Origin of the sequence: Rheinheimera pacifica, assembly GCF_900108485.1 — a bacterium.
GTDB classification, from domain to species: domain Bacteria; phylum Pseudomonadota; class Gammaproteobacteria; order Enterobacterales; family Alteromonadaceae; genus Alishewanella; species Alishewanella pacifica.
Map to the genome: position 1 here is coordinate 34,757 of NZ_FNXF01000008.1, position 22,196 is coordinate 56,952.

The following is a 22,196-nucleotide window of genomic DNA, read 5'->3' on the forward strand; positions in this document are numbered from 1 at the left end:
GAGCAAAGGTTGTGCCACTGCATGATCTAGATAAAAAGTGCAGGTAAAAAACGCAGATAAAAAAGCCCCGCAGGTTTGCACGGGCGGGGCTGATGGTATGTTAAGTTGCAGTACTCTGGGGAGCGGATTACGCTCTGTAAAGTAAAGGTTTAGGCCAATAACGAACTTAAACTGCTAAAACCCTGGCGTATGGTTTCAATTTTGTTGTCTGTGTGATCGCGCTCAACATAGGCATGCTTTAAACCCGCCTGGCTGGCTTTAGCGAAAATAGATTTAAAATCAATAACGCCTTTGCCTACATCAGCAAAATCACCGTTGCTATCCATATCTTTGACATGCCACAGCGGGAAGCGGCCTGGGTGTTTGGCGATATAATCCAGCGGATTCAGGCCGGCTTTGATCACCCAGTATAAATCCAGCTCCATTTGTACCAGATTGCTGTCGGTTTCATTAAGCAGCACATCGTAAGGCATGGCGCCGGACAACTGAATAAATTCAAACTCATGATTGTGATAAGTCAGCTGCAGGCCCGCCGCTTTGATGCGTTCGCCCGCCTGATTCATAAACCCTGCCAGGGCTTTGTATTGATCCAACGTCTGACGTTGGGCTTCATACAGGTAAGGTAAAACCAGGTACTGGTGGCCCATCATCAGAGCTTGTTCAATCACGCCATCCAGATTTTGTTGCAGCGCTTCTAACGGCTGATGGCATGACGGTGCGCTCAGGCCTTCACTGTCGATAATGCTTTTTAACTGCCTGGCAGTCTGGTCAAAATAACCGGCAAATTCTACCTGGGTGTAACCCACGCCAGCCACCAGTTTTAGTGTATCGGCGACACTTTGTGCCATCAGATCGCGCAGTGTATACAGCTGCAAACCCGGTACAACTTTAGCGGTTGTGGTGGTTGCGGCTAACGGCAACGACGTTAAACCTAAACCTGCCATACCTAAACCCAGGGCGCCGAGTTGCAAAAATTGTCGCTTTTGCTTATCCGGCAGTTGCGGCTGTTGCCTAAAGGTTGAATTGTCGTATGCCATCAGATACTCCTGCTCTGGTTTACGTCAGCCTGATACTGCCGGAGCAGGGCCTGTACTGGCGCGTTGAATAAGATCAAAAGGTAAAATAACTTTAGGTGCTTTACCTAAACGACCGTCAAGTAAATCTATTAATAAGCTTACCGCTGTACTGCCAAACTCCTCAGCCGGCTGGGCTATGGTTGTCAGAGGGGGATCGCTAAAGGCAGCAAAAGAAATATCATCAAAACCTGCCACCGAAACATCGCCGGGCACGCTTAAACCTGCTTGTTTGATGCCCTGTATCGCGCCTATCGCCATTTCATCGTTTTCACAAAATAACGCGGTAGGAGGCGTAGCTAACGCCAATAACTCGGTAGCGGCTTTATGGCCGGATTGCAAAGTAAAATCGCCCGGATACAACAAGCTTTCATCAAAAGCGACGCCGGCGGCGTCTAATGCATCACGATATCCTGCTACCCGGTCACGGGTAAGCGGGCTGCGCGCCGGGCCTTTAATCATCGCAATACGTTTGTGGCCAAGTTGCAGCAAATGTTCAGTCATTGCACAGGCTGCAGCCCGGTTATCTAACAGCACTGTAGGGCAGGCAATACGGTCGAGTACTTCACAGGCGTTTACCATAGGCAATACGCTGCCGGTTTTCATTTCCAACTGAGCAAAAGGGTTATGCGCCCGCAACTGAATTAAACCGTCGGCCTGTGAGGTATGTACCATACGGGCGTAACTTTGCTCCATGGCTTCGTCCGCCAGCGTGTTGCATAACAGCAATGAATAGCCTTTGTCATGTGCGGCTTGTTGCATGCCACTGATCACCCTGGCAAAAAACACGTTGGCAACAGTAGGCACCAGTACCACCAGGTTACGGGTTTTACCGGAGCGAAATCGTACCGCCATCAGGTTAGGTCTGTAACCAAGCTGCTTTACGGCAGACAGTACTTTAGTGCGGGTTTTTAATGACACTAAATCAGGTTGCTGCAAAGCACGGGACACAGTGGCCACCGATACTCCAGCCAATTGTGCTACATCACGAATATTGGACATGGATAATTTTCATCTTATTAATGTATCCCGGATTTTATCTGGATATTCAACTATGTGCACCTATGCCTTTGAAAACGCCTGCCAGATGACATTGATGTAACCGATAACATTTATAAGGCAATTTGTTATAAAAGTGAAGGCAATAGCGGCAAAAATATAGCAAACTCTTTTAGTGCTTTTGCTCTTTTTTGGTGGGTGTTTTGCGATGTTGCGCAAATAAAGTGCAATATTTGCGGCAAATAGCGGATTTTGTGTTGACGAAACAAAATGTAATCCGTTACATTTTGCTTGTGCTTTAATTTTGCACCAGGGGCTGATTCTGATCACCGCCTGCAAAAAAGTCATCCAAGCCGCGTTAAGCAGAGGATAAGTGGCATGAAGCAGCAATTACCCCGCCGTGAACTGTTAAAACAACTGGCTACCGGCGCACTCGGCGCTTCGGTGTTGGGGCCAGGTTTGTTGTTAAGTAGTGCAGTGCAGGCTGTGCCGGTTAACAGCGCGCTCAAAGGTAATATCCGCCATTCTGTCAGCCGCTGGACGTACGGTGATTTAGCCATCGAAGAGCTGTGTCTGCTGGTTAAATCTTTAGGCTTTACTGCGATAGATTTGGTTGGGCCACAAGATTGGCCGGTATTAAAACAGCATGGTGTTGATAGCTCGATGTGTAACGGCGCTGAGCTTAATCTGGAAGATGGCTGGTCGGATCCGAAGTTTCATCCGCAGCTGATACAACGCTACTTAACGCATATAGATTTGGTGGCAGAGGCCGGCTATAAAAACCTGATCTGTTTTAGTGGCAATGCCCGTGGCATGGATAGAGAAACCGCGCTGCAAAACGCCGTACAGGGGCTAAAACAAATACTGCCACAGGCGGAAAAACGCGGGGTAGTGCTGCAAATGGAGCTATTTAACAGCAAAGTTGATCACCCTGATTATCTGGCAGATAGTTCAGCCTGGGCTATTGAACTGTGTAAACGGCTGAACTCAGACAATTTTAAGCTGTTGTACGACATCTACCATATGCAGATTATGGAAGGTGACATTATCCGCACTATTAAAAATAACCATCAGTATTTCGGCCACTATCACACCGCCGGCGTGCCGGGCCGCCATGAAATTGATGATACGCAGGAGCTGAACTATGGCGCCATAGCCAAAGCCATTCGTGACACCGGCTTTACCGGCTATCTGGCGCAGGAATTTATACCCACTGCCAAAACCAAAGCCGGCAGAGTGCAGTCGCTGGCGCAGGCCATTAGTATTTGTGACGTTTAAACCGGGACAAAGCGGCCAGACCGTTTTGCTAATTATAATGAAAATAGAACCTTACAGCTGAAGTTTAGCAAGGCATAAGGTTTCAACGGGGAGCAACAGCATGACAGTTGCGCAAAATCATTACGACGCCATAGTGGTCGGTTCCGGCATCAGCGGCGGCTGGGCTGCCAAAGAGCTGACTGAAAAAGGCCTGAAAGTATTATTGTTAGAACGTGGCCGCGATATTGAACATATCAAAGGTTACACCAATGCGCATAAAGAAGCGTGGGACTTTCCGCACCGCGACAGACCAACCGAAAAAATGAAAGCACTGCATCCGGTGCTGCAGCGGGATTACCCGCTAAATGAAAGCACCTATGGCATGTGGGCCAGCGATCAGGATTCGCCCTATGTGGAGAAAAAACGTTTTGACTGGTTCCGTGGTTACCAGATGGGCGGCCGTTCATTGTTGTGGGGGCGCCAGAGTTACCGTTTAAATGAAGTTGATTTTGAGGCCAACTTACGCGAAGGTATAGCGGTAGACTGGCCAATTCGCTACGCCGATATAGCGCCCTGGTACGACTACGTTGAACGTTTCGCCGGTATTTCCGGCAACCGCGACGGCCTGGATGTATTACCGGACGGCCAGTACCTGCCAGCCTTTGAATTAAACGTGGTAGAGCAGGCAGTAGCCGCACGCCTGAAAAAAGCCTTTGGTGGCAGCCGGCATTTGATCTGTGGCCGCACCGCTAATATTTCGCAGCCCAAACCCGAACAAAACCGGGTTAACTGCCAGTACCGCAATAAATGCTGGTTGGGTTGTCCTTTTGGCGCTTATTTCAGTACTCAGTCAGCTACGTTGCCTGTGGCGCTGAAAACCGGCAATTTAACTGTACGGCCGTTTTCTATTGTTACCCAGGTGCTGTACGACAAAGATAAAAAACGCGCCCGTGGCGTTGAAGTGCTGGACAGTGAAACCAACCAGACTTATGAATTTACCAGCAAAATTGTGTTTTTGAACGCTTCTGCCTTTAACTCCACCTGGGTGCTGATGAATTCCGCCACCGATATCTGGCAGGATGGTTTGGGCAGCAGCAGCGGTGAGCTGGGTCACAATGTGATGGACCACCATTTAAACGCCGGTGCCTTTGGTGAAGTTGAAGGCTTTGACGACAAATACTATTTTGGCCGTCGCCCTACCGGTTTTTATATTCCGCGTTTTCGTAACTGGGGCGGCGATAAACGTGATTATTTACGTGGTTTTGGTTATCAGGGCGCGGCAAGCCGTCAGGGCTGGCAACGCAACGTGGCTGAGGTAGGCATTGGTGCCGATTTAAAAAATGCGCTGGCAGAGCCGGGCCCCTGGACTATTGGTATGAGTGGCTTCGGTGAAATTTTACCGGACCACAGCAATAAAATTTCGTTAGACCGCACAGTTAAAGATAAATGGGGCTTACCCGTTTTAGCGATGGACGCCGAGCTTAAAGCCAACGAAATTAAAATGCGTAAAGATATGATGCAGGATGGTATCGATATTCTTGAAGCGGGCGGGGCTAAAAACGTCCGCGGCTTTAACGGCGAATGCCATCCGGGTAAAGGGATCCATGAAATGGGCACCGCCCGTATGGGGCGGGACCCCAAAACCTCGGTATTAAATGGTTTTAACCAGGTATGGGATGCGCCTAACGTGTTTATCACTGATGGCGCCTGTATGACGTCAGCTTCCTGTGTCAATCCGTCGTTAACCTATATGGCGCTAACGGCCCGTGCTGCGGCCTATGCGGTAGACGCGCTGAAAAAAGGAGAGCTGTAATATGGACAGACGTGATCTGTTAAAAATGATTGCAGCAGCTACCGGTATGGCGCTGGTAGGCGGCGATTTATGGGCTGCGGGGCTCAAATCAGCCGATGCCGGTACAACGCTGTTTACACCCTCTGATACTGCTTTTATGGACGAAATTGCCGAAACCATTTTGCCAAAAACCACTACGCCAGGAGCGAAAGATGCCGCCTGTGGCGCTATGATGGCAGTAATGGTAGCCGACTGTTATGAGCTGAAATACCAGACGGTATTTTTTGACGGCTTAAAAACAATAAAAGCCTTAGCAAAACAACAGTTTGGCAAAGACTTTATGCAACTGAGCGCCGCGCAAAAACACCAGTTGCTGAATACGCTGGATCAGCAGGCAAAACAGAGTATAAACAACCCGTTACCGCATTACTTTACCCTGATTAAACAGCTTACGCTGATGGTGTTTTTCACCTCCAAAGTGGGTGCGACTGAAGTGCTGCGTTATGTTGCTATTCCGGGCCGCTATGATGGCAATCTGCCGTATAAAAAAGGCGATCGTGCCTGGGCAACCTGAGCCGGGGTTGGTGTGTTTACAGGCGGCTGCGGCCGCCTTTTTTAAGGTGTTAATGATGAATTATTTACTGATTGGCGCAGCGTTGTCTTTTACCACAGCTGCTATTGCAGATACGGATATCAGCAAACTGACTGATGCACAGCGCCATGCCTTGGCGGCTAAAACGGAAGTCTGGGCGCCGGTGCCGCCGGTGGTTACCGCAGCCGAAGGCCAGGCGCCGTCAGATGCAATCCAACTATTGGACAACACTTTATCGCAGTGGCAATCGGTTAATACCGGCGCTAAAGCGCAGTGGACTATGGCCGATGGCGTATTAACGGTAAAGCCGGGTACAGGCGATATCCGCAGTAAAGCATCGTTCTGTGATATTCAGTTGCATCTGGAATGGCGGGCTGGCAACGACAGGATGGATAAAGAAGGCCAGTTGCGCAATAACAGCGGCATTTTTTTGCAGGAAATGTATGAAATTCAGATTTTAGATTCATACCAGAATAAAACCTACCCGAATGGTCAGGCCGCTGCCGTATATAAACAAAGCATACCGCTGGTTAATGCCACCCGCCCGACAGGCGAATGGCAACATTACGATATTATTTACACCGCGCCACGGTTTGATGGTGAAAAACGTGTATCGCCGGGCTATGTTACCGTGCTGCACAATGGTGTGTTAGTGCAAAACCATACTGAAATTAGCGGTACCACTGAATGGATAGGCCAGCCGCAGGTAAAAGCCCACGGTTGCCTGCCGCTGAAATTACAAGACCATGGTGATAACGTAAGTTTTCGTAATATCTGGCTGAGAAAGCTCTGAGCGAAGCTTTGAAAACCAAGCTGAAGCTCTGAGCCCGGCGCGATAGCGCCAATAAAAAAGCCCCGCTGGTTTACACCGCGGGGCTTTTTCCAACCAGCTTACTGCTTAGTTTTTAGCAGCGGCAGCTTTCTTTTCTTTTTCTTTGGCGATAACAGCGTCAGCTACGTTAGTCGGGCACGGTGAATAGTGCGAGAACTCCATAGAGAACTGGCCACGGCCAGAAGTCATAGTACGCAGAGTACTGATATAACCGAACATTTCTGACAGTGGTACGTCAGCTTTAATACGTACGCCAGTTACACCAGCTTCCTGACCAGAGATCATGCCGCGACGACGGTTTAAGTCACCGATAACATCACCTACGTGATCTTCTGGTGTAAACACGTCAACTTTCATGATTGGCTCAAGCAGTTGCGCGCCAGCTTTCGGCATAGTTTGACGGAAAGCGCCTTTAGCAGCGATTTCGAACGCGATAGCTGATGAGTCAACTGCGTGGAAACCACCGTCGAATACTTCAACTTCAACGTCTAATACCGGGAATCCAGCCAGAGTACCGGTTGACATCATAGACTCGAAACCTTTCTCGATAGCAGGCATAAACTCTTTTGGTACGCTACCACCAACTACCGTTGATTTGAATGTGAAGCCAGAGTTTTGCTCGCCCGGACGAATGCGGTAGTCGATTTTACCGTACTGACCAGAACCACCAGATTGCTTCTTGTGCGTGTAGCTGTCTTCAACTTCACGGGTGATAGTTTCGCGGTAAGCAACCTGCGGCTGGCCTACAACTAATTCAACACCGTAAGTACGCTTTAAGATGTCTACTTTGATATCTAAGTGCAGTTCACCCATACCTTTAAGGATGGTTTCACCTGAGTCGATATCAGTTTCAACACGGAAAGTTGGATCTTCAGCAACCATCTTACCGATAGCGATACCCATTTTTTCCACTGAACCTTTGTCTTTTGGCGTAACAGAGATAGAGATTACCGGCTCTGGGAATACCATTGGCTCAAGTGTACAAGGGTGCTTAGGATCACACAGAGTGTGGCCAGTCTGGGTGTTATTTTTCATACCTACTAAAGCAATGATGTCACCGGCCTGAGCAGTAGTCAGATCGGTACGGTCATTAGCCTGCATTTCAACCATACGGCCGATACGCTCAGTTTTACCGGTGAAAGAGTTCAGGATGGTGTCACCCTTGTTCAGTACACCAGAGTAAATACGCACGAAAGTCAGGGCGCCGAAACGGTCATCCATGATTTTGAACGCTAAAGCGCGGAATGGCTCGTCAGCAGAAACAATAGCGCTCTGGCCGGTTTCGTTACCTTCTTCGTCAGTCAGCGGCTGTGGTACAACTTCAGTCGGGCTTGGCAGATAATCAACAACGGCGTCCAGAACTAACTGCATACCTTTGTTTTTAAAGGCAGAACCACAGTAAGTGGGGAAGAATGCCAGGTCACGTGTACCTTTACGGATACAACGCTTGATATCTTCGATTGAAGGCTCTTCACCTTCCATGTAAGCCATCAGCAGGTCGTCGTCTTGCTCTAATGCTGTTTCGATCAGCTGTTGACGGTACATTTCCACGTCATCGGCCATATCGGCTGGTACGTCAGTGATCGAGTAGTTTTCTGGTAAGCCAGTTTCGTCCCAGATGTACGCTTTTTGCGTTAACAGGTCAACCACACCTTTGAAAGTGTCTTCACGGCCGATTGGTAACACCATGATCAGTGGGTTTGCGCCCAGAACTTTCTTCACCTGCTCAGTAACGCGGATAAAGTCAGCACCGATACGGTCCAGTTTGTTAACGAAGATCAGACGTGATACTTCAGCGTCGTTAGCATAGCGCCAGTTGGTTTCTGATTGCGGCTCAACACCACCTGAACCACAGAATACACCGATACCGCCGTCTAATACTTTCAGAGAACGGTAAACTTCAACGGTGAAGTCAACGTGGCCTGGTGTATCGATAACGTTGAAACGGTAGCCTTTCCAGAAACAGCTTACTGCTGCTGACTGGATAGTAATACCGCGCTCGGCTTCCTGTTCCATAAAGTCGGTAGTAGATTCACCTTCGTGAACTTCACCTAACTTATGGATTTTACCGGTCAGTTTCAGGATACGCTCGGTAGTAGTGGTTTTGCCGGCATCAACGTGGGCGAAGATACCAATGTTTCTATATAAGGATAAATCTGCTGACATAGTAATCTCAATAAGCTAGGGTTTGAAAATAGTGCGGTAATATACAGGATTTCAAAACGTTTTGCAGGAAAAAAAATGTGCCCGGCGGCTAATTTTTTCTCCATGCTGTCAAAGCAGGCTGACAGCATAAACTTAGGTGCGGTAAAGCGTTGGGTTATCCGGTTATGGCATTGCTGCGCCGCTACAGTGTATTGTTTATTTACAGGAGTAATGAATGCCCCCTTCAACTCAGCCGTTGTTCTGGCGTAATGTGGCTATGCCGTATGTTGAGCTGCGCCAGGTACTGGACGGCCGCCTGGTTAGCTATGCGCCTCACACACATCAACAATGGTCTGTTGGCGCTATTCTGGCTGGACAGAGTGAGTTTGTCTGCGGCGACCGCTTGTATTATGTGCAAAGCGGGGCACTGGTTATAATGAACCCTGATGAGGTGCATGCGTGTAACCCGCAGCAAAACTCGCCGTGGGCGTATTATATGATGCATTTGGATAAAAGCTGGTTGGCCGCTTTTTTGTATGCAGAAGGTATAACAGCGCAACATAGTTGGTGCGATACGCGGGCAGATATGTTGAGTTGCCCGGCGTTATTTACCGGTTTTGTTACTATGGCACAGGCTCTTCTGTCGCCGCATTGTGTTGTCGCAGAGAAAGACACCGCTTTGCGGGCTTACCTGAAAGTATTATTTTTACGCCTGGGCAATCACGACGGTATCGTCGATACCCCGGTGGTGCCGCATAAGCTGCACCAGGTTGCGCATTATCTGGCACAGCACTGTGCAGAAGACACCGCTATTAATGTTATTAGCGCCACTTTCGGTTTCAGCACCGGTTATCTGGTACGTGCCTTTAAACGCCATTTTAATATGACACCGCATGCTTACCGGTTAAACCGGCGGGTGCAAATTGCTCAGCGGGCATTGAAGCAGGGCGAGACAATTGCGACTGTGGCACATGATACAGGCTTTAGCGATCAGGCTCATTTTCAGCGGGCATTTAAGCAACGCGTGGCGGCAACGCCTGCTCAGTATAGAAGCGCGCTATTGCAGCAAGAGTTACAGCACGATCTACAGCAAGAGTAAGGTACAACTAAGTGCCAGCAATACCGCCAGAGTTTTATTTAACCAACGCATGCGGGCGGGGTTTTGCACGTAATGCCCAAGTATAATGCCAGCCCACAGCCAAGCGGCTAACGACAGCCAGCAAACCGGCAAATACAGCGCGGCAAATACTAAAACCAGCTCGGCATTAGCATCAGGAATATAAGCGACAATACCGGCGACAGACGCAAGCCAGGCTTTGGGATTTAACCATTGCATCAGGGCACCGGTAATAAAATTTGGTGCTTTGGCTGCAGATTGGTTGTTTGGCTCGCCATTATCAATAAATAAACGGTAACTCAGATACAATAAAAAGCTAACGCCCAGCCACTGTATTGTCACCGTGATCCAGGGCAATGCGACGATAATTTGCTGCAAGCCTAAGCCAATAAGCAGAAATAACCCGACAAAACCCAGTGTGGCTCCGCTGATAAAGCCCAGCCCGGCAGCTACTCCATATCGGGCACCATGGCTAACAGAAACCAGATTAACCGGCCCCGGAGAAAGTGAAGCAGCTAAAGCAAACAGCGCCATCGACGTGATCAGTGAAAAAGTCATGTAGGGTATTCCGCATTAAGGCAACAGGGCCGCTACTATCGCTGGCAACAGCAGCGCTGTATTGCACAAAATTGACCTTTGCTAACCGCCGTGCAGAATTATTTATCAGCAGCGGCTAACTTAGCGTTGTCAGCAAAATGAAAACAGATTAAGTTGATACGCAATACAGTTGTGCTGCGTTATCAATGGCATAGCAGATGATAATTAGTGGCGGTGGAATTGACGATGACAATGGCAATAAATGCAACGATGAAAATTATTCCCGGCAGGCTGGATTCGCCAGCGGTTATACAGTTATTACAAGGCCATTTAGACGATATGTATGCCACCTCGCCGCCAGAGAGTGTGCATGCGCTGGATATCAGTAAATTACAAGCACCCGGCATCCGCTTTTGGGGCGCCTGGCGAGGCGATGTGTTACTGGGTTGCGTAGCACTTAAGCAGCACAGCAGCGATATGGCTGAGATAAAATCTATGCGCACGGCACCCGAAGCACGGGGGCAGGGCATAGGCCGCGCTTTACTGCAGTTTTTGCTAACAGAGGCCAGCCAAAGCGGTATTAAGCAGCTTTACCTGGAAACCGGCTCGATGGACTTTTTCCTGCCAGCCCGCACCTTGTATCAAAGCGCCGGTTTTAACTACTGCGGCCGCTTCGCCGATTACCCGGACGACCCGAATAGTATGTTTATGACCAAAACGCTGGAATAAGGCAGCCACTCTATGAATAACGAACAAACGGCACTGCCGATACAACGCCAGTTGGATGCCTACAACGCTAAAGATCTCGCTGCTTTTATCGCTTGTTACCACCAGGACATTGCCATTTACCGCATGCCGGCAGCAGCACCTTCCTTAAAAGGCCGAGCTGCACTGGAAGCGTTTTATAAAACCGAGCGCTTTAGCATAGCCGCACTGCGAGCAGAAGTGCTGCAACGCATGGTAGTGGGTAATAAGGTTATCGACCATGAAAGAGTATACGGCATGGCTGAACAGCCGTATGAAGTAGTAGTGGTGTATGAAATGCAAAATGGCTTAATAATAAATGCTTGGTTTTATCCTGCAGGGTGAGTCGCTTTGAGCGGTAGCTATGTGCCATAAGCAGAAATACCATCTGGTATACCTCCTTGCACTCACATCGCTGTATTTATATCCAATTCGGTGCTAAGGCCACACGGACTTTGTTAGGCGGGGCAACCCGTATTTGTCGCCAGCACAAATATAAGCTGTACCGATAAGTTATTGTAAGTTTTAAAGAAGCGGTGTAGTTTTCTGTATATTAAATTTACAAATCTAGGTTAACCTGTGTTTAAGTGCGGGTCAACCCGCCGAATAAGCGTTAGCCAAATATGGAGACATCATGCCTAGAAAGAAAAAGCTTAAAGTCAATGGATGCTCAATAATTAGCCATGCCGTTGTCATTAAAAAAGTAACAAGTGAGCACACTGGCGATCTAATTGAAATCGTTCATCTTGATGTTACGACCAATGACGGAATTTTTAGCTATGAAATATATAAAGATGAGCGGTTCCCAGATTTAAACTGGGTTCGGGATTACATTGACACCACATTGATTAGGGCAAGAAAGGACTGCCTGAATGTGGAAATGTCGGAGTATGTGGAACGGATTTACTTGTTCTTTGATATTCAGAAAGTTGGTCAACATCAATACTCTGGCCGCAGAGTTTGAGTGGCTAACAAAGCCAGGCACGGCGACGTCTTTTCCGTTGCGGCTTCGCCTTCACTACAAAGCCGCGCGTGCTGGCGGCGTTAGCAATACGGGGCAAGTTTGGATCAGGACTACATGTTGCAGGTTGGAAAAGAAATCGGAATAGTAAAAGATAATCTGCGCCTGCTCGTGATCGTAATACAAAGTATTTTTCAGCAACATAGATATTCTGGAAATGATGACCGGCCGCAACGTTACCTTTGTAAAATTTAAAGAACACGCCAAAGGGCAACCTGGTTACATGGATAAACCTATTGAGTATACTGCCATTAATATCATGTCTTTAGAGTTCAACGACATGGGCAAAATAAAATATATAAGACGCCACCATGGGTTGTAATTAGTCGTCTAACCAGCCGTTTAAAGCATGTACCCGCAAACCGTACTGGCACGGACTTGCAAACTACGTCTGCCCGTTAACGGGGAGTTAAGCCTTTGAGTATTTTTTCACAGAAAAGGAGTTCTCGATTTTGAAAATTGTTATTTTGGTAATTATTGCTTTTATTTCAACTGGCGTTAACGCGTCGAATTTCGTAAGCCTTAAAATACCGCAGTCAAAAATTATCGCGGAAACACCGAATATAACCGTTGCACTACCGTCATCTTACAAATCAGATATAGCAAAAGCCTACCCAGTTTTATTTGTTCTGGATGGCGAACTTAATGGTGAGCTGGTAAACGGTATGCTCCACAGGTTGCATCTATCTAATGGCTCAAACGAGCATATTATTGTCGGTCTCACCAGCAGTAATCGCCTGAGAGATTTTGCTCCTACTGTGAACAAAGATCCCAGAGGTCCCGTTGGTGAAGGCGGTGGAGGAGATAAGTTTTTGGACTTTCTGGAGTCAGAGCTTATTCCTCACATCAATAAACAATATCGAACGACAAAATTTAATGTTATTGCAGGTCACTCCATCGCAGGTTTATTTGTTATCCATACTTTTCATTCTCGGCCCAAACTCTTCCAGGCCTATTTGGCGTTTAGCCCAGCTGTATGGTGGGGGGCGAGAGAAACCGTAACATCGGCTCAAAACTACATTGTCTCAAACGAAAGCGTAGGGAGCTATTTGTACATGAATATTGGAAGCGAAAATGGTGAGCTGCGAAATGTGTATGACTCATTTGCAAAAATGATTATGAGAAACCGCTCAACTGAGTTGGACTTAAGGTTAAATCAATTCGATGCTGTTGGCCATGATTTTACGATGGCCGCAGGACTCTACAATGCGCTCTCGGGGTTGTACACATATCAACGGCGCAAGGGCATATAACAAGGCGCCAGGCATGCTCAATTCGCGCGCGTGGAAACTGGAACTGCGCTAATAAAAGTAAAGTGAGGCAGGCCAAATAGCCAACTGCATAGTTGGTTGGGGCGTGCTAAAATTGCCCATAAATACAGCCTGATAGGCACCCAATGTTTAGAATTAGCTCGGCATTAAAACAAGCTTTTGCTTCGCACACTGCGACTGCTGGGCGTCCAGCCAAAAAAACCAGTAAACGGCGCCGGGTGTTTTTTCTGCTGTTAGCATTATTTCATACGCTGGGTGCTTTATCCTCGCTTGATGCGTTAATGTCATCGCGCACGTCACAGGGCAGTATTGCCTGGATAGTGTCTTTAAATACCTTCCCCTATGCCGCAGTGCCTGCCTATTGGGTATTTGGCCGCAGCCGGTTTCAGGGATATGTGATCTCGCGTAAAGAAACCGACCATGAGTTGTTTGCTAAGCATCAGTTAAAAACCGCCGGTGTTGAGCCTTATGTTATGGCGTCTAACCGGATCCGTGGCAGCATTGAAGCGGTTGAAACACTGGCGAAAATGCCATTTTTAACCGGTAATAACGCCCAACTGCTGATAGATGGCCAACAAACCTTTGACAGCATTTTTGCCGGCATTCGCCAGGCAGAGCAGTATGTGCTGGTGCAGTTTTATATAGTGCGCGACGACCAGATAGGCCGCCAGTTACAGCAATTGCTGATTGAAAAAGCCCGCAGCGGTGTGGCAGTTTATTTTTTGTTTGATGAAATAGGCAGTTACCGTTTACCTAAACGTTATACCCAGGAATTAGCCGATGCCGGTGTATTTGTACGGCCTTTTCATTCTACCAAAGGGCCGGGTAATCGCTTTCAGCTGAATTTTCGTAATCATCGTAAAATTGTGGTCACAGATGGCCATCATGGCTGGTTGGGCGGCCTTAATGTTGGCGATGAATATCTTGGTGATGACCCGCGTTTTGGCCAGTGGCGCGATACCCATTTAAAGCTAAGTGGCCCGGCGGTATTAGGCTTGCAATTATCGTTTGTCGAAGACTGGTACTGGAGTAGCGAGCAACTACCGAATTTAAACTGGCAGGCCCAACCGGCAAATGGCAGTGACGTTCCGGTATTAATCATACCTTCTGGCCCGGCAGATCGTTTTGAAACGGCCAGCCTGATGATGCAACATGCGTTAAATAGTGCCACTAAACAGATTTGGATCGCCAGCCCGTATTTTGTGCCGGATGAAGGCACAGTGGCAGCGTTAAAACTGGCAGCTTTACGCGGCGTTGATGTGCGGATATTGATCCCCGAACGTACAGACAACCTGTTGGTTAGCTTAGCCGCCTATGCTTTTGTCGGGCCGCTACTGGATGCAGGTATTAAAATTTACCGTTATCAGCAGGGCTTTTTGCATGCCAAAAGTTTTGTGCTGGATGAGCAGATTATTGCAGTGGGTACGGTAAATTTAGACAATCGCTCTTTTCGGCTGAATTTTGAAATTACCGCACTGCTGGCGGATGCTGAACTTAATCAGCAATTACAGCAGCAGTTTCTGCTCGATTTTTCGCAGTCCCGGCAAATGACACTAGATGAGGTACAGAGCCGGCCCTGGTATAAAAGAGCCGCGTCGCAAGCCGCTAACTTAATGTCTCCGGTGTTATAGCGTGAATTGTTAGCGGAAATACTCCGTTGCTGGTGCTGGTTTGGCATTGGGGGGCTGGGCTGGTATGCTTTATTTTGCTGCCGGGCACCACAAGTGCCGGGCCAGAATAAGCTGAAGGGGCGCTTAGCATGAGCAATAGTTTCACTGGTAGCAACCGCTTAACCCGCAGACACAGCATTAAATTACTTGCGGCGGCTATGGCTGCCAGCTTATTGCCGGCATGGCCCGGTTTTGCTGCTAGTAGCGGGCGCTGGCAAAAAGCCATTGGTGCTAGCAATAAAACCCTGCCGGTAATTGGTATGGGCACCTGGCGTACTTTTAATGTGGGTAACGATGCCAGGTTGCTTGCGGCACGCACTGAACTGGTAAAAGCCTTTTTCGAACTGGGCGGCGGCATGATTGACTCTTCCCCCATGTATGGCTCGGCCCCCGATGTAATGGGCCATGCCTTATCGCAGTTAGATATGGCCGACAGCTTATTTGCCGCCGAGAAAGTCTGGAGCCCGGCCGGCGGTTCGGCGCGTGAGCAGGTAGCTGATTTGCAAAAGCGCTGGAAGATACCGCAGTTTGATTTATTGCAGGTACATAACCTGAGTGACTGGCGCGAACACCTGGCGGTGCTGCGTGAGCTAAAAGCCGCAGGCAAGGTGGGTTATATCGGTATTACTACCTCACATGGCCGCCGGCACAGCGAGGTTGAGCAGATTATGGCCTCTGAAAACATCGACTTTGTGCAACTGACTTACAACATTAGCGAGCGCGAAGCAGAAAACCGGCTGCTGCCGTTGGCCAAAGAGAAGGGCATAGCGGTAATTGCCAACCGGCCTTATAACGGCGGCAGTTTGATTAATAACCTGAAGCGCCGTGGCGAGCGCTTGCCCGGCTGGGCGGCAGAGTGTGGTTGCACTAGCTGGGCTGAGTTTTTGCTGAAGTTTATTGTTAGCCACCCGGCCATTAGCTGCGCTATTCCCGCCACTACCCGGCTTGAGCATTTGCAGGAAAATATGCGCGCCGGCCTTAACCCGATGCCATCTGCTGAAAACCGCAAACAGATGGTGCGCTTTTTTGACTCGCTATGACTAACACAGGCGCACTATGACTTATGAATAATTACGTCAGCTACCAGCTGCAGGATTTTATCCCCTTTAGCGCTGATGTGTACTTTCGCCTGCTGGAACGCATAAACGAGACATGGTGGCCACTGCATTTACTTGGCCTGGCACTGGGTGCTACAGCGCTGGTACTGGCATTAAAAAAACGTGAGCGGCTGGTTTGGCTTCTAATCGCGCCGGTTTGGGCTTTTGTAGCCGTGGTGTTTTTTATGCAGTACTATGCCCAGCTTAACTGGGCCGGTCATTATGTTGGCTACGCTTTTTTGGCCCAGGCCATATTGTTGTTATTGCTGGCATTAGCCGGTTTTAGCCGCAGCAAGGTATCTGCCGCTAATACGTCTGCTGTAGCTAACAGCCGCCCGGCAGCTGTTGCGATTGGGCTTGGCATTGCGCTTACCGGCCTGCTTGCCTTGCCGCTTATGGCAACGCTTAGCGGCGGCGGTTGGTGGCAGGCTCAGGTGTTTGGCATACATGCCGATCCAACCGCTATCAGCACGCTTGGCCTGGCGCTTATGCTGCTGCGGGGCTGGCGTTTGTGGCTGGTCGCTTGTATTCCCATGCTCTGGCTGCTGCTGTCAGGCCTGACGTTATGGGTACTGCAGGCAACTGAAGCCTGGCTGTTGTTCGCTGTATTGGCCGCCGCTCTGGTCGGTATTGCAGTTTTATGCCGATATCCCGAAAAAAAAGCCTGAAAATATGCTAATTTTGCTGCCTTAAATTACAAGTGGGCATTTGATGGCTAATTCTGCTGCAATAGGTATTTTCGACTCCGGTATTGGTGGCCTCTCTGTTGCCCGTGCGGTACGTGAACTTCTACCCAACGAAAGCCTGATTTATGTCGCCGATAGCGGCCATGCGCCCTATGGTGAAAAAACCGACGATTATATTTACCAGCGTATGGACCATATTACCCAACATTTAACGGCTAGTGGGGTTAAAGCTATAGTGGTAGCCTGCAATACCGCTACCACCGCAGCTATTGCCAAACTGAGGGCGCAATACCCGCTGCCCATTATCGGAGTAGAGCCTGGCGTAAAACCGGCAGTACTGGCCAGCAAAAGCGGCGTAGTGGGGGTGCTGGCCACGCCACGCACCTTATTAACGCCAGCCTTTGCCACGTTAACGCAGCGTTATGCCGGCCAGGCCAAAGTGATATTACAGCCTTGCCCGCAACTGGTGCCCCTGATAGAAGCGCTGGCTTTTAACAGCGACAACATTCGCGCCTTGCTAAAAAGCTATATTCAGCCCTTGCTGGCACAAGGCGCTGATACGCTGGTGCTGGGCTGCACGCATTATAATTTTGTTGCAGACAGCATTGCAGAAATTGCAGGGCCTGACGTCAGCATTATCCGCACTGAAATGGCAGTCGCTAAGGAGCTGCAACGGCGGTTGACTGAGGCTGATTTACTAAACACCAAAAACAACGGTGCAGGCAAAGCCACAGACATATTTTATACCAGCGGCAATATTGATAGTTTTAACACTCAGTTGCAGTATTTATGGGGTAGTGCGGTAGCAGCACAGCAAAAATGGTAATGCAGCATAGTAAAAATGAAAACAGGCAGCCCCGGCTGCCTGTTTGAATTGCTAGCTATTTACTTAAAAAGATTTATTCTGCCAAGGATGCCCATAAGTCATACTCATCGGCTTCGTCAACCACGGCATCAATCACATCACCTGGTTTAACGCTGGTTAAACCGTTTAAGTACACTGCGCCGTCAATTTCCGGCGCGTCGGCGTAGCTTCGGCCAATAGCGCCTTCTTCGTCTACTTCATCAATCAGCACTTTAATGGTTTTGCCAATCTTAGCTTGCAAGCGGGCACTGCTGATAGCTTGCTGGGTTTGCATAAAGCGGTGGTAACGGTCTTCCATTACTTCTTCTGCTACCGGATCTGGCAAGTCGTTGGCTTTGGCTCCCTCTACCGGGCTGTATTTAAAGCAACCGACGCGATCTAACTGCGCTTCCTGTAACCAGTTGAGCAGCATCTGGAAGTCTTCTTCAGTTTCACCGGGGAAGCCAACAATAAAGGTGGAGCGGATGGTTAGCTCAGGGCATATCTCACGCCATTTTTTAATCCGCTCTAATACGCGATCAGCCTGGCCGGGGCGTTTCATCAGTTTTAATATGCGCGGGCTGGCATGCTGAAACGGAATATCCAAATACGGCAGTACTTTACCCTGTGCCATCAGCGGGATAATGTCATCTACATGCGGGTAGGGGTAAACATAGTGCAAGCGTACCCAGATACCCATATCACCAAGTGCTTCACACAGTGACTGCATCGAGGTTTTAACCGGTGAGCCGTTCCAGAAGCCGGTGCGGTGTTTGACATCTACGCCATAAGCGCTGGTGTCTTGTGAAATAATCAGCAGCTCTTTTACACCGGCATTCTTCAGCCGCTGCGCTTCATCCAGCACTTCGCCAACCGGACGGCTGACTAAATCACCACGCATTGATGGAATAATGCAGAAGGTACAACGATGGTTACAGCCTTCAGAAATTTTTAAATAGGCATAATGCTTGGGCGTTAATTTCACGCCATGGTCCGGCACCAGCATGGTGAACGGGTCATATTTAGGCTTAGGCACAAACTCATGCACCTGCTTTAACACGTTTTCATACGAGTGCGGGCCGGTAATGCCCAGTACATTTGGGTGTACCTGGCGGATTTCATCTTCGCGCGCACCCAGGCAACCGGTAACAATAACTTTGCCGTTTTCTGCTAAGGCTTCGCCAATGGTATCTAACGATTCCTGCACGGCCGAGTCGATAAAGCCGCAGGTGTTAACGATAACCAACTGGGCATCGTCATAGCTTGGCACTATGTTATAGCCCTCGCTTTTTAGCTGGGTAAGAATGCGCTCAGAATCGACCAGGTTTTTCGGGCAGCCCAGTGAAACGAAACCTATAGTATTACCTTTGCCGGCACCGGCTTTAGCTTGCTCGGCTAAGGCTTTGGTTGCGGTATCCAAAGTGGTGGTTTGCGTCGGGTCAAAGGTTTGTACTGTCATAGTGTCTCTTAAAGTTGGCGTAGCCGGAAAAAAGTCGGCGGATTATACCTGAATCCGGCTAAAGATACAGAGCAGGTTGTGCAAAAAACAAACAGATATAGTCGTAGCCGCTACCAATGCCGGTGTTTTAATCATCAGATTGTATTGACGCTGGCCTTGTATACCTGGCAAATACTGTGAGCAGGCTTGCTCAGCTCTGCCGCAACCGATTCTTATGGAAAAAGTGTGAAGCAAATGCCAGTGTTAGTTTTTTTCGCAGCGAGAAACCCGGTGTTAGCCAAAGTTGTTTCAGCAGTGTTCTGAACTGCTGCTCAAAGGCTACTGGCAGTGCTTTAACTGCCGGGTTGTTGAGTTGTAAGCTGTAAAACAAATAAGCCAGATTTAACAATAAAATATTGCGCCAGCGTGCGGGTATTGCCGGGTAAAAGGTGCCTTGCTGCAAGCCGGTAATAAACTGCTGCAGTTGCTGTTGCTGCTCTGGTTTAACATTAAATGATGCGCTTGAGCTGTGTTCACGGTAGCCATAAAGCGGTAAACGTAAATGAAACAGCTGAAACGCTTGCTGGTACAAGGTGGGTACTGCCATAACGTCTTCGCAAAATGCGATACCAGAGGGGAAATTAAAATCTGGCGCTATCGCTTTACGGTATATTCTTAGCCAGGGAAACCAGCGGTTTGACTGGAATACAGCAGTAGCAACAGCGCTAACCTTGTGCTTGCCGGCTTTGTGGCGCATGTAGTGTGGCCTGGCAGTTGGCAGGGCCGATATATCGCTAAAACGTTTATAGCCTATTTCAATCAGATCAGGCTGATGCTGTGTGATAACGTGCAGTAACTGAGCCATATAGCCGGGTAAGATCACATCATCAGCATCAAGAAAGCCGATATAGCAGCCCGTACTGTGGGCAATACCCAGATTTCTGGCCACACTCACGCCGCTATTGGGTTGCTCCAGCAGCAGATAGCTGCCGGGCTTAGCCGATGTGGCAATATGTTGTTGTGCTAACTCCAGGCTGTTGTCTGTTGCGCCGTCACACACTAACACTACCTGTACCGCATCTGTCAGCTGTGTTTCAACCGACGCCAACAACTGAGCAAAATAATCAGCAGCGTTGTAAAACGGTACAATAAGAGACAACAAAACCTGCGATTGCATATATACCACCAGCCAACTTACTGCGAAGCGGCTAGTGTATCAGTGGTTAAAACGGATAAAGTAGAGCTTTTACAGTTAGTTACCAATAGTCACAAAGCAGGTTTTTTTAGCTTAAATTTTCTACGGTATCGCATCCTGGTCGTCTTTTTTACCAAATTCACCGCAACTTGGCGGATCTGGTTAATACTGTTAGTTGTATTGCTAACCTAAACCGCAACCTTGCAGGAGAGAATATGATTAACGCTTACGCCGCACTGGAGGCCAACAGTACACTGGTACCCTGGCAATATGAACCGGGTACACTGGGCCGCGATGATGTAGAAATAGAGGTGGATTATTGTGGGATCTGCCATTCAGATGTGTCGATGTTAAATAATGAATGGGGCATGTCAGCTTACCCGCTGGTTGCCGGCCATGAAGTAGTGGGCCGCATCAGTGCTGTGGGTGAAGCGGTTAGCCATCTTAAAACCGGGCAAGCTGTGGGGCTGGGCTGGCATTCAGATTATTGCAAAGTGTGCAGCAGCTGCGGTAGCGGCGATCATAACCTTTGCAACCAGGCGCAAGGCACCATAGTGGGCCGCCATGGCGGTTTTGCCGATAAAGTGCGTGCTAATGCTGCCAGCGTGGTGCCTCTGCCCCAGGGCATGGATGCGAAAACGGCCGGCCCGCTATTTTGTGGTGGTATTACCGTATTTAACCCATTGGTGCAGTTTGATATCAAACCTACCGATAAAGTGGCCGTAATTGGTATTGGCGGGCTGGGGCATATCGCGCTGCAGTTTTTACGGGCCTGGGGCTGTGAAGTAACAGCTTTCACCTCCAGTGACAGTAAAACAGAGGAAGCCAAAACGCTGGGTGCGCATCAATGTATTAATTCACGCAATAATGCGGACATAGAGCAGGCAGCAGGGCGCTTTGATTTAATTATCTCTACCGTGAATGTGGCGCTGGACTGGAATTTATACCTGTCGACATTAAAGCCAAAAGGCCGGCTGCACTTTGTTGGCGCTACATTGGAGCCGCTGAATATCGGCGTATTTGGCCTGATTATGGCCCAGCGTTCTGTGTCTGGCTCGCCGGTAGGCAGCCCGGCAACTATTGCTAAGATGCTGGAGTTTGCCGTGCAACACAATATTAAACCGGTAGTGGAAATGTTTAAGTTTGAGCAAATAAATGAGGCGCTGGCACATTTAAAAAGCGGTAAAGCCCGCTATCGGATTGTACTGGAGCGCTAAGCTTCAAAGACGAAAACGCCGGGTTAATGCCCGGCGTTTTACACTAGGCGTTAAACTTTATACGGCATCGCACCCAGATAATCTTTTTTACCCACATCGACACCATTGTGACGCAAAATAGCGTAGGTGGTAGTGATATGGAAATACAGGTTGGGTATTACATGCTGGATTAAAAACTCATAACCGCTCAGGTATTTACCTTCCCAGCGTGGCTGCGTGATTTTTTGCGTGGCGGCATGGCTGAAATCAGCCTCGGTAAAGCTGGCCAGATAGGCCACAGTATCGCTGATACGCTGCTGTAAATCTGCTAAGGTCGTTTCATCATCGGCATGCTTGGGGGCGCTATCTGTTTTGCCGGTGATACGTGCTACGCCTAATTTGGCAGTATCACAGGCAATTTGTACCTGGCGGATCAGATGAAATTGATCCGGCGCTAAACGCGAATTCAGTAAAACCGCGACATCAATTTTTTTACTTTCAGCAAAGGTGGCACCTTTATCAAGGATGGCGCTTAAATTTTGCAGCATTTTGCTAAATTGCACTACGGTAATATCGTAAAACATAGTCTGTCCTCCGGGGTAATAAAACAAATACAAACCCAGATTTGGGGGGCTGCTGCTATTTTCGCAATGGCGGCACCCAAAAATATAGCGCTGCCATGGCAAAATA

General features: G+C 48.7%; 22 protein-coding genes. 14 read left to right on the forward strand and 8 right to left on the reverse strand.

Annotated elements, in window-relative coordinates; all coding sequences use genetic code 11:
- Positions 1-149: 149 nt before the first annotated feature.
- From BLW68_RS11475 to BLW68_RS11485, 3 genes are read right to left on the reverse strand one after another with little or no spacing between them, the layout of a single operon-like run.
- Complete coding sequence (locus tag BLW68_RS11475) at positions 150-1,037, reverse strand: sugar phosphate isomerase/epimerase family protein (RefSeq protein WP_092793411.1); 888 nt, start codon at positions 1,035-1,037, stop codon at positions 150-152.
- A gap of 24 nt (positions 1,038-1,061) precedes the next feature.
- A complete protein-coding gene (locus tag BLW68_RS11480; protein ID WP_092793413.1) occupies positions 1,062-2,075 on the reverse strand; it encodes a LacI family DNA-binding transcriptional regulator in 1,014 nt (337 codons plus the stop codon).
- A 60-nt stretch (positions 2,076-2,135) separates the two neighbouring features.
- A complete protein-coding gene (locus BLW68_RS11485; RefSeq protein WP_143039954.1) occupies positions 2,136-2,462 on the reverse strand; it encodes a hypothetical protein in 327 nt (108 codons plus the stop codon).
- On the opposite strand from BLW68_RS11485, the gene BLW68_RS11490 reads away from it, so the two are divergent.
- The 4 genes from BLW68_RS11490 to BLW68_RS11505 all read left to right on the forward strand — a co-directional run bounded on the left by BLW68_RS11490 (position 2,451) and on the right by BLW68_RS11505 (position 6,506).
- Entirely contained in the window at positions 2,451-3,350 is a 900-nt protein-coding gene (locus BLW68_RS11490; RefSeq protein ID WP_092793416.1) for a hydroxypyruvate isomerase family protein, read from the forward strand. The genes BLW68_RS11485 and BLW68_RS11490 overlap by 12 nt on opposite strands.
- Before the next feature lie 100 nt (positions 3,351-3,450).
- Positions 3,451-5,142: a GMC oxidoreductase gene (locus BLW68_RS11495; RefSeq protein ID WP_092793417.1), complete on the forward strand. Its 1,692-nt coding sequence runs from the start codon at positions 3,451-3,453 to the stop codon at positions 5,140-5,142.
- 1 nt (position 5,143) lies between these two features.
- On the forward strand, positions 5,144-5,695 hold the full coding sequence (locus tag BLW68_RS11500) for a gluconate 2-dehydrogenase subunit 3 family protein (protein ID WP_092793419.1): 552 nt from the start codon (positions 5,144-5,146) through the stop codon (positions 5,693-5,695).
- Positions 5,696-5,750: 55 nt separating this feature from the next.
- On the forward strand, positions 5,751-6,506 hold the full coding sequence (locus tag BLW68_RS11505; protein ID WP_092793617.1) for a 3-keto-disaccharide hydrolase: 756 nt from the start codon (positions 5,751-5,753) through the stop codon (positions 6,504-6,506).
- 105 nt (positions 6,507-6,611) lie between these two features.
- Here BLW68_RS11505 and fusA read toward each other — a convergent pair whose 3' ends face one another.
- The gene (fusA, locus tag BLW68_RS11510; protein ID WP_414708947.1) at positions 6,612-8,717 is read right to left on the reverse strand and encodes an elongation factor G; all 2,106 of its coding nucleotides are present in this window, start codon (positions 8,715-8,717) and stop codon (positions 6,612-6,614) included.
- A 208-nt stretch (positions 8,718-8,925) separates the two neighbouring features.
- On the opposite strand from fusA, the gene BLW68_RS11515 reads away from it, so the two are divergent.
- On the forward strand, positions 8,926-9,789 hold the full coding sequence (locus BLW68_RS11515) for an AraC family transcriptional regulator (RefSeq protein ID WP_092793423.1): 864 nt from the start codon (positions 8,926-8,928) through the stop codon (positions 9,787-9,789).
- Here BLW68_RS11515 and BLW68_RS11520 read toward each other — a convergent pair.
- Positions 9,775-10,365: a LysE family translocator gene (locus BLW68_RS11520; RefSeq protein WP_092793424.1), complete on the reverse strand. Its 591-nt coding sequence runs from the start codon at positions 10,363-10,365 to the stop codon at positions 9,775-9,777. The genes BLW68_RS11515 and BLW68_RS11520 overlap by 15 nt on opposite strands.
- A 225-nt stretch (positions 10,366-10,590) precedes the next feature.
- On the opposite strand from BLW68_RS11520, the gene BLW68_RS11525 reads away from it, so the two are divergent.
- From BLW68_RS11525 to murI, 8 genes are all read left to right on the forward strand, one after another.
- On the forward strand, positions 10,591-11,073 hold the full coding sequence (locus BLW68_RS11525) for a GNAT family N-acetyltransferase (protein WP_245728323.1): 483 nt from the start codon (positions 10,591-10,593) through the stop codon (positions 11,071-11,073).
- Positions 11,074-11,085: 12 nt separating this feature from the next.
- Positions 11,086-11,433: a nuclear transport factor 2 family protein gene (locus tag BLW68_RS11530; RefSeq protein ID WP_092793428.1), complete on the forward strand. Its 348-nt coding sequence runs from the start codon at positions 11,086-11,088 to the stop codon at positions 11,431-11,433.
- Between the two features lie 289 nt (positions 11,434-11,722).
- Positions 11,723-12,052 carry a hypothetical protein gene (locus BLW68_RS21130; protein WP_092793429.1) on the forward strand — a complete coding sequence of 110 codons (330 nt, stop codon included), beginning with the start codon at positions 11,723-11,725 and terminating at the stop codon, positions 12,050-12,052.
- Between the two features lie 509 nt (positions 12,053-12,561).
- Positions 12,562-13,362, forward strand: coding sequence for an alpha/beta hydrolase (locus BLW68_RS11540; RefSeq protein ID WP_218141357.1), 801 nt, complete (start codon positions 12,562-12,564; stop codon positions 13,360-13,362).
- A gap of 143 nt (positions 13,363-13,505) precedes the next feature.
- Positions 13,506-15,011 carry a cardiolipin synthase gene (cls, locus tag BLW68_RS11545; protein WP_092793431.1) on the forward strand — a complete coding sequence of 502 codons (1,506 nt, stop codon included), beginning with the start codon at positions 13,506-13,508 and terminating at the stop codon, positions 15,009-15,011.
- Positions 15,012-15,208: 197 nt separating this feature from the next.
- Positions 15,209-16,090 carry an aldo/keto reductase gene (locus BLW68_RS11550; RefSeq protein WP_092793621.1) on the forward strand — a complete coding sequence of 294 codons (882 nt, stop codon included), beginning with the start codon at positions 15,209-15,211 and terminating at the stop codon, positions 16,088-16,090.
- Between the two features lie 23 nt (positions 16,091-16,113).
- The gene (locus BLW68_RS11555; RefSeq protein ID WP_092793433.1) at positions 16,114-16,815 is read left to right on the forward strand and encodes a DUF6064 family protein; all 702 of its coding nucleotides are present in this window, start codon (positions 16,114-16,116) and stop codon (positions 16,813-16,815) included.
- Between the two features lie 43 nt (positions 16,816-16,858).
- Positions 16,859-17,659, forward strand: coding sequence for a glutamate racemase (gene murI / locus BLW68_RS11560; RefSeq protein ID WP_092793437.1), 801 nt, complete (start codon positions 16,859-16,861; stop codon positions 17,657-17,659).
- Positions 17,660-17,732: 73 nt separating this feature from the next.
- On the opposite strand, the gene rimO is transcribed toward murI, so the two are convergent.
- Entirely contained in the window at positions 17,733-19,136 is a 1,404-nt protein-coding gene (gene rimO, locus BLW68_RS11565; protein ID WP_092793440.1) for a 30S ribosomal protein S12 methylthiotransferase RimO, read from the reverse strand.
- 190 nt (positions 19,137-19,326) lie between these two features.
- On the reverse strand, positions 19,327-20,292 hold the full coding sequence (locus tag BLW68_RS11570) for a glycosyltransferase family 2 protein (RefSeq protein ID WP_092793442.1): 966 nt from the start codon (positions 20,290-20,292) through the stop codon (positions 19,327-19,329).
- A 233-nt stretch (positions 20,293-20,525) separates the two neighbouring features.
- On the opposite strand from BLW68_RS11570, the gene ahr reads away from it, so the two are divergent.
- The gene (ahr, locus tag BLW68_RS11575; RefSeq protein ID WP_092793443.1) at positions 20,526-21,527 is read left to right on the forward strand and encodes an NADPH-dependent aldehyde reductase Ahr; all 1,002 of its coding nucleotides are present in this window, start codon (positions 20,526-20,528) and stop codon (positions 21,525-21,527) included.
- A gap of 50 nt (positions 21,528-21,577) precedes the next feature.
- Here the strand turns inward: ahr and BLW68_RS11580 are convergent, their stop codons facing one another.
- Entirely contained in the window at positions 21,578-22,090 is a 513-nt protein-coding gene (locus tag BLW68_RS11580; protein WP_092793444.1) for a DUF1993 domain-containing protein, read from the reverse strand.
- Positions 22,091-22,196 lie beyond the last annotated feature (106 nt).

Excerpts from the sequence above, each read along its gene's own strand:
- BLW68_RS11475 (WP_092793411.1), bottom strand. The coding sequence starts at position 1,037 with ATGGCATACGACAATTCAACCTTTAGGCAACAGCCGCAACTGCCGGAT.
- murI (WP_092793437.1), top strand. The coding sequence starts at position 16,859 with ATGGCTAATTCTGCTGCAATAGGTATTTTCGACTCCGGTATTGGTGGC.
- BLW68_RS11505 (WP_092793617.1), top strand. The coding sequence starts at position 5,751 with ATGAATTATTTACTGATTGGCGCAGCGTTGTCTTTTACCACAGCTGCT.
- BLW68_RS11500 (WP_092793419.1), top strand. The coding sequence starts at position 5,144 with ATGGACAGACGTGATCTGTTAAAAATGATTGCAGCAGCTACCGGTATG.
- BLW68_RS11580 (WP_092793444.1), bottom strand. The coding sequence starts at position 22,090 with ATGTTTTACGATATTACCGTAGTGCAATTTAGCAAAATGCTGCAAAAT.
- BLW68_RS21130 (WP_092793429.1), top strand. The coding sequence starts at position 11,723 with ATGCCTAGAAAGAAAAAGCTTAAAGTCAATGGATGCTCAATAATTAGC.
- BLW68_RS11490 (WP_092793416.1), top strand. The coding sequence starts at position 2,451 with ATGAAGCAGCAATTACCCCGCCGTGAACTGTTAAAACAACTGGCTACC.
- cls (WP_092793431.1), top strand. The coding sequence starts at position 13,506 with ATGTTTAGAATTAGCTCGGCATTAAAACAAGCTTTTGCTTCGCACACT.
- BLW68_RS11480 (WP_092793413.1), bottom strand. The coding sequence starts at position 2,075 with ATGTCCAATATTCGTGATGTAGCACAATTGGCTGGAGTATCGGTGGCC.
- BLW68_RS11550 (WP_092793621.1), top strand. The coding sequence starts at position 15,209 with ATGGCTGCCAGCTTATTGCCGGCATGGCCCGGTTTTGCTGCTAGTAGC.
- BLW68_RS11525 (WP_245728323.1), top strand. The coding sequence starts at position 10,591 with ATGACAATGGCAATAAATGCAACGATGAAAATTATTCCCGGCAGGCTG.
- BLW68_RS11520 (WP_092793424.1), bottom strand. The coding sequence starts at position 10,365 with ATGACTTTTTCACTGATCACGTCGATGGCGCTGTTTGCTTTAGCTGCT.
- BLW68_RS11515 (WP_092793423.1), top strand. The coding sequence starts at position 8,926 with ATGCCCCCTTCAACTCAGCCGTTGTTCTGGCGTAATGTGGCTATGCCG.
- BLW68_RS11570 (WP_092793442.1), bottom strand. The coding sequence starts at position 20,292 with ATGCAATCGCAGGTTTTGTTGTCTCTTATTGTACCGTTTTACAACGCT.
- BLW68_RS11555 (WP_092793433.1), top strand. The coding sequence starts at position 16,114 with ATGAATAATTACGTCAGCTACCAGCTGCAGGATTTTATCCCCTTTAGC.
- rimO (WP_092793440.1), bottom strand. The coding sequence starts at position 19,136 with ATGACAGTACAAACCTTTGACCCGACGCAAACCACCACTTTGGATACC.
- ahr (WP_092793443.1), top strand. The coding sequence starts at position 20,526 with ATGATTAACGCTTACGCCGCACTGGAGGCCAACAGTACACTGGTACCC.
- BLW68_RS11495 (WP_092793417.1), top strand. The coding sequence starts at position 3,451 with ATGACAGTTGCGCAAAATCATTACGACGCCATAGTGGTCGGTTCCGGC.
- BLW68_RS11530 (WP_092793428.1), top strand. The coding sequence starts at position 11,086 with ATGAATAACGAACAAACGGCACTGCCGATACAACGCCAGTTGGATGCC.